The organism is Planobispora rosea, assembly GCF_014648175.1.
GTDB classification, from domain to species: Bacteria; Actinomycetota; Actinomycetes; order Streptosporangiales; family Streptosporangiaceae; genus Planobispora; species Planobispora rosea.
Window position 1 is genome coordinate 110756 of sequence record NZ_BMQP01000026.1, and the last position, 6547, is coordinate 117302.

The window sequence follows — 6547 nt, forward strand, 5'->3', positions numbered from 1 at the left end:
TGGAAAGACCCCGCTGAGCACCCGTGACGCCGTCACGTTCAACGCCATGCACCCGGCGCTCAAGGCCGCCGACCTGGGGGTGTCCCTGACCGTCCGTTCCGAGGGCTGAGATCCCCCCGCCCTGCACCCCTTCACGCCCCTTAACCTCACGGAGGCCTCCAGCATGCCCACCATGCAGACCAAGATCCTCGAAGCGATCGAGCAGACCGCCACCGCGGCCGGACTGGACTGCGTAAACAACAGCGACTACGCCAACACCGGTCATCTCCTGGTGCAGAGCGGCTTCGCCACGCTCATCGACGTCGACTATGCGTTCATGCCCACCTGCGCCAGGATCCGGCTGACCGGCCCGCTGGTTGAGCGCTTCGACGCCAAGGACTACGGCGCCCTCCGCATCCGCAACGCCATCGTCTACCACGCCCTGACGTATGCGACCGACACCGACCGGCTCTACGCGCTGCAGCGTCTGATCACCGACGCGCTGCGCGCGGCTGTTGCTGACCGGCCCCGCACCTTCGCCGTCTTCGTCGGCGGGCACAAGGTGGCCTCCTTCCTCGCCGACGAGCTCTCGGCCGACTCCGTCTCGGTGGCGATCGAACGTGAGGACGGCCATCTGCTGGTGGGCGTCGAGGTCGACGCCCAGAGCGCCACGGTCGGCCACTGGCCCGACGGCGAGCAGTGGAGCGAGATCCGCCGTCTTGCCCCGGTGAAAAAGACCGCCTGAGGTTTCCCCTCCTCACATCGCTCCGGCGCGTGTGCGGTGACCGGCTGAACACCTCATGCGCGATCACCGTCGAAGGGGCGCCGGCCCCATCCTCGAAGGAGGTGCCTTGTGGAGCCCGCTCTGCTCCACCTTTCCCTGCTGGGTCTCATCCCGCTGGCCATCGTCGAGCTCAGCGGCGCAAGTACCGAGCAGCGCCAGACGGTAGCGGCGGCCGCCGCCGACGCGATCGCCTCCCGCGCCGACCAGATGCTCTTTCCTGCCCCCAAGGCCAAGCCCTCCGGCGTGCTGGCGCACCTGGCCCGAGGCCTGGCCGCCGCGGCCTACCAGCCCGGCGGCATCACCGCGCTGGGCCTGCACGTGTGCCTGTACGCCCACCCGTACTGCCCCGTCGCGCCCGGCGAACGCGCCCGCTGCTGCACCTGCGAGCCCGGCCGGTGCGCTCTTGGCACCGACCGGTCCTGTCTCACGACGTGCCGCTGGTGCGCCCACGGCTGTGCCACCGACGGCAGCTGCTGCCGGCCGCCCTCCCTGTGGGGACGTATCACCGTCGTCGGGGAGTAAAGGCCCGCCTGCCCGCGCGTGCGCCCTTGCGGCCACGACCACCTCGACGGACGTGCCTGCGCTCGCCCGCTGCCTGCTTCACCCTCATCGCTGCCGCCCGGGCCGACTGGCCCGGGCGCTTGAGGTTCCCCCCGCCCCGGCCCGGCGCCGGTCGGCGCCTGTCGACCGGCCCCGGGCCTTTGCGTGAAAGGAAGACGATTTTGACCATGACCGATCCCGATGAGCTGGCCCGGCTTGCGCTCATGCGGCTGGCCGCCCCCGGTGACGAGCTCATCGGTCGCTTGATTCACAAGCTGAGCGCGGCCGGCGTCATCGAGGCCATCAACGGCGACGCGCTGGCGGACCTGCACGCCGCCTCCGAGATCGACGACGCCGACGTGCTGGCGCGGCAGCTGCCCGGCTGGCAGCTGCGCCTGCGCCGCGCCGATCCAGCGGCCGACCTGGAGACCGGGTACGCCAGCAAAGCGCGGTTCCTGACGCCCGACAGCGCCGAGTGGCCCGCGGGCCTGAACGAGCTGGGCCCAGCCCAGCCGGTGGGGCTGTGGGTGCGCGGCCCGGCCGACCTGCGCATCGCCTGCCAGCGCGCGGTGACCATCACCGGATCCCGAGCCGCCACCCCCTACGGCAGCCACACCGCGACCCAGCTGGCCACGGGCGTCGCCCGGGCCAGCCACGCGATCGTCGCCGAGCTCGCCGACGGTATCGGCGCGGCCGCCCTGGGCGAGTCAGCCCTCTGCGTCGCGGTGCTGGCCTCGGGCATCGACCTGCTCTCCTCCCGCGGGCACCCGTATCGGTATCTGGCGCATTTCCTCGCCGAGGAGGGCCTTGTGGTCAGCGAGTGCCCGCCCCGCACCAACGCGACCCCTTTTCGGCGGCGAGCCGCGCACCGCATCACCGCCGCCCTGGGCCGCGCCACGGTGATCGTCGAAGCGGCCGAGGGCAGCGGCACCCTGGCCACCGCCGAACATGCCCAGATGCTGCGCCGACCGCTGGGCGCGGTCCCCGGACCGGTCACCTCCGAGCTGTCGGAGCCCTGCCACCGGCTGATTCGCGAGGGCAGCGCCGCCCTGGTCAGCAACACCCAGCACGTGCTCGCGCTGATGGCCTCGGCCAGCGATGCGGCCGCCGCCCGGCGCACCGGCACCCAGCCGCAGCACGACGAGCGGCAGTGGACACCGCAGGAGTTCGTCCAGGCACTGGCCGACGGTGGGATGCCGTTCGCCCAGGACGACCCCGCCTACTGCCCCGCGCACGGGTGGCAGTGCGACGAAGGGTGCAGGAGCACGTGATGCAGCTGACTTTCGCCATCCCCCCGCCCGAGGAGACGGGCCGGCGGCCGCGGTCCGGTGCATGCCGGGAAGGCCGCAACCAGCCCATCCCGTTCACCTGCCGAGCCGGCGCCGGGCATGCGGGAGGCTGCAGCCCCTACACCCTGCGCCCCCAGCCCCCGGCCGACGAAGGCCTGCGCGCCCTTCTGATCGCCATGAGCTGCGGTGAGCCGCCTCAACCTCCGTTCGGTCCCAGCCCGTGGGTGAAGGCATGACGCAGCTCGCCGTGGACCTGCCCGAGTTGGAGCGCCGGTCCCGGCCCGTCCTGAACCTGCTCGCCTACGACGTGATCGTCATTTGTTCCTCGGCCGGTAAGGACAGCATCGCCCTGCTCGCCTACGTCGCCGAGCTGATCGGCGTCCAGGGGTATCGCGGCCGCGTCGTCGTCTTGCACAACCACCTTGGGACCACCGCCTCCGGCGAGCCGGTCGAATGGCAGAACGTGGCCGAACTGGCGCGCGAGCACGCCGCCCACTACGGGTTCGAGTTCGTGGTGCGCACCCGCCCGGGCGGAGACCTGATGGAGCAACTGCTCGGCGAGCGTCGTCGCTGGCCGGCGAACAACGCGCGCTGGTGCACCTCCGACCAGAAGGAAGGCCCGTCGATGACGTGGATCACCGAGGCCGTCACCGAGTTCTGGCAGCAGCTCGGCGTGCCCGCGGACCGGCCGGTGGAGGTGCTGTACTGCCTCGGCCTGCGCGGCCAGGAATCGGCGGGCCGCGCCGCCCAGCCCATCGTCCAGGTCAACGAACGCCGTTCCTCGGGCAACCGGCGCATCACCCGCTGGTTGCCGATCCGCGACTGGACCATCACCGACGTATGGACCATGATCAAGAAGTCCGGGCTGCGCGCCCACGCCGCCTACACATGGGGCATGCTGCGGCTCAGCTGCAGCCTGTGCGTGCTGGCGACGGCCGAAGACCTGATGCTCGCCGCGGCGCTGCGGCCCGCGTTGGCCGCCGACTACCTGGCCGCCGAGATCGAACTCGGTGAGCGGTTCACCGAGCGGCTGTCCATGCAGGAGATCGTCACCGCGCTGGACGCCGCCAGGCGAGAGGACCTCGACGATCACCACGGGGCGGCGGAGGCCGCGCTAGCGCTGTATGAGCTGGTGCGCGAGCATCTCGCCTCCACCCCGGTCGCCCGCGGCGAGGGCGTGACCGCCTCCGGCCGACCCCGCCGCCCCTGGACGGCGCAGCAGCTCACCGGCCGGGCCACCGCCCGTACCAGCGAACTGCTGAGCGCCGCCCGCCGCGCTGTCACCCTGGCCGCCCGCGCCGACACCAGCGCCCCGATCCTGCCGCCGCTTGACGATGCCACGGCGGCGCTGCTGGCCAGGGCGAGCCGGTGACCGGCCGCGCGCGGCCCTGCCGCGGTGACCGCCAGCTCGTGTGGCGGACGGGTGTCTTGCCGCCATGGCCGCCGCCCAGACCGGGCGACAACCGGGCCGCTGTCAGGCGTTCCTGGCCGGCCTGCAGACGCACCCACGGCCGGTGCGCCTGCGCGGACCATACCCGAACAACACCTCCTGGATCACGAGGCGTCGCAGCCCGCACCGTCGTGGGCGCGACGCCTCGTGGGAGGTGAACGGCCATGAGCCGGCACCTGACTCAACTCGATCTCTGGGAGACCGCCACAAGCCCAGAGCGGTCCTCCCCCGTGCCCGCATCCCGCAGGAACCCGTCACGGAGACCCACCCATCCGCCACGACCCCGCCGCAGCAAACAGACCCAGACCCAGCCGTGCCGACCGGCCTGTCTCATCTGCCGCAGCGCCGAAGGCCGCGGCAGATGCAGCCCCCGCTGCACCGTCATCTGCACCCATGCCGCTGAACCAGGCCGGGCCGAGCTGTGCCTGGTCACCACACGTGTGCGGGCCCGGCTCGCCGTCGGCGTCGACCGCGCCGACCGCGCCCTGGCCGTCGTCGATGAGTGCCCGTTCTGCGGGCGCACCCACGTGCACGCCGCCCGCTACGGCCGCCACTACCGCACCGCCTCGTGCGGCCAGGCCTACCTGCTCACCCTTGCGCGGCCACGACCCGTGTGAGCGGGGTCAGTCCGGCCGTAGATCATCCGCATCCCGCCGGGGCGGTGCAGCGCCTGCTGCCCAGCCCCGGCTTCGCGAAAGGCCCTGTATGACGCTGGATACCAGATACCTCGATGAGCGCCTTGCCTATCTGGGCGGGCAGCTGCGGCGCATTGACCAGGCGATAGCCGCACTGTCGCTGCTGGCGATCGCCCGCCGCGTGCGTACCGTCCGGCCCGAGGCCGTCACCGTCGGCCTGGCGTGGTCGAAAGATGGCGATTGCCTGATCCCGGATGGCTACTACACCGCCGACGGCCGGCGCATCGGCTACAGCGCCGATGGCGCCTGCCTTGATGAGGATCTGTGGAGGAGCGACTCCTGGGAGACCCGGCTGGACGCCACGCTCGGGCCCTACTGCGCCGAGCTGACCGAGATCAACCAGGAGGTGTGGGGGGCCGTCACCGACGACACCGACCCGGAGTCCGGCATGCTCCTTGACGGCGCCACCCGTCTGAAGATCGATGAGGTGCTTGCCGGTGGTGAACCGGTCCTGCGGCTGACGGAACGCATCATGATCGCCTGGCGACGCTGGCGGGCCCGGACCGCTTCAACGAGCGAATCCGGGCACTAGCGAAGGATCACCCACCACCGCTGCCATGGCCCCTCCCTTCCGGCTCTGAGCTGACGCATGCGCGCAGGCACTCCCGCCTGCTGGCCTCGCCCCTCAACTCCCCGGCGCACGGCCGCGCACCCGGATGCGAGCTGACCCCGTCCCCGCGCGCACTCCTCACCGATGCCTGCCCCCTCAGAAAGCCCGTCGCCCCGGTGTTCCCCTACGATTTCGCCTGCCCCCCGCTGCCCGACCTGGCCGGCGCCACCGAAGAAGAACTGCGTCAGCTCGCCGACCCGTGGCCGGTGGAGTGGCTGTTCGCCCCCGGCCCCGACGACCCCGAGCGGATCATCAACCTGTTCGCCGGCCCGGGCGGCTGGTGCGTGGGCATCCGCGACGTCCTGGGCCGCCGCGTCGACATCGTCGGCGTCGAACTCCACAAAGACGCCGCCGTCACCGCTACCGCCGCAGGCTTCCGCCGGATCATCGCCGACGTGCGCGCACTCGACCCGAGCCACCCCGCGCTGCGCTGGGTCCGCGGCCTGATCGTTTCCGCCCCCTGCCAGTGCTGGACCCCGGCAGGCAAACGCGCCGGCCACGATCCGCACAATCTGGATCTGCTGTTGGATGTGTTCACCGCGGCCTTCGAGGCGACTTTCGGGCACTGGCACGAAGGCTTCGCCTGCGAGGGCTTCGGCAATGTCGCATGCGGCATCTGCGGTGATGACGAGAACTGGCAGGGAGATGCGGGTTACACCGGGCCGCTGCTGACCCTCGACGAAGTGCGCGCCCCGATCGCCGAGATGACCGACGAACGCATCGGACTGATCGCCGAGGTCCTGATCTGGGCGCTGACGCTGACCAGCACCTACGACAACCTGCAGTGGCTGGCGATGGAGCAATCCAGCGCCCTGCCCGAGATCGTCATGGACGGCATCCGCGAAGAGCTGTATTGCGCCGATTGGTGCAGCGCCGAATACCAGATCCTGGACGCGGTCGACTACGGTCTGGCCTCCCGGCGCAAACGAGTCTTCCTGATGGCGTGTCGCCACCGCTACCTCGACCTCAGCGCCCTGCAGCCCCGGCGCGCCCTGCCGGTGACCACGGCCGCTCAGGCGCTGTCGTGGCCCCCGGGCATCTGGGTCAACACCCGCGGCGAGCGTAAAACCGCCGGCGGCAACGAATGGAGCGCCGACAAGCCCGGCATCAGCATCACCGGCAAAGTCCGCGGCTGGTACTCCCGGGTTCCGCAGTTCGTAGTCACACGTGGCGAGTGGACAGCGAGAATCTGCAGGTAGA

The 6547-nt window shown here is 71.3% G+C and carries 7 protein-coding genes; all 7 read left to right on the plus strand.

All coding sequences use genetic code 11. The features are described 5' to 3' along the window. The first annotated feature begins 163 nt into the window (after positions 1-163). Complete coding sequence (locus IEZ08_RS24630; RefSeq protein WP_189243062.1) at positions 164-724, plus strand: hypothetical protein; 561 nt, start codon at positions 164-166, stop codon at positions 722-724. A 108-nt stretch (positions 725-832) separates the two neighbouring features. Continuing rightward, complete coding sequence (locus IEZ08_RS24635) at positions 833-1285, plus strand: hypothetical protein (RefSeq protein ID WP_189243063.1); 453 nt, start codon at positions 833-835, stop codon at positions 1283-1285. Between the two features lie 206 nt (positions 1286-1491). Next, complete coding sequence (locus IEZ08_RS24640) at positions 1492-2574, plus strand: DNA-processing protein DprA (protein ID WP_189243064.1); 1083 nt, start codon at positions 1492-1494, stop codon at positions 2572-2574. 250 nt (positions 2575-2824) lie between these two features. After that, positions 2825-3964 carry a phosphoadenosine phosphosulfate reductase domain-containing protein gene (locus IEZ08_RS24645; RefSeq protein ID WP_189243065.1) on the plus strand — a complete coding sequence of 380 codons (1140 nt, stop codon included), beginning with the start codon at positions 2825-2827 and terminating at the stop codon, positions 3962-3964. Positions 3965-4482: 518 nt separating this feature from the next. After that, positions 4483-4659, plus strand: a complete 177-nt coding sequence (locus IEZ08_RS24650; protein WP_189243066.1) for a hypothetical protein — start codon at positions 4483-4485, stop codon at positions 4657-4659. A gap of 88 nt (positions 4660-4747) precedes the next feature. Then, entirely contained in the window at positions 4748-5269 is a 522-nt protein-coding gene (locus IEZ08_RS24655) for a hypothetical protein (RefSeq protein ID WP_189243067.1), read from the plus strand. A gap of 194 nt (positions 5270-5463) precedes the next feature. Then, complete coding sequence (locus tag IEZ08_RS24660; RefSeq protein ID WP_189243068.1) at positions 5464-6546, plus strand: DNA cytosine methyltransferase; 1083 nt, start codon at positions 5464-5466, stop codon at positions 6544-6546. Position 6547: the final 1 nt, after the last annotated feature.

Coding starts and splice junctions, on each gene's coding strand:
- IEZ08_RS24630 (WP_189243062.1), top strand. CDS start 164: ATGCCCACCATGCAGACCAAGATCCTCGAAGCGATCGAGCAGACCGCC.
- IEZ08_RS24640 (WP_189243064.1), top strand. CDS start 1,492: ATGACCGATCCCGATGAGCTGGCCCGGCTTGCGCTCATGCGGCTGGCC.
- IEZ08_RS24645 (WP_189243065.1), top strand. CDS start 2,825: ATGACGCAGCTCGCCGTGGACCTGCCCGAGTTGGAGCGCCGGTCCCGG.
- IEZ08_RS24655 (WP_189243067.1), top strand. CDS start 4,748: ATGACGCTGGATACCAGATACCTCGATGAGCGCCTTGCCTATCTGGGC.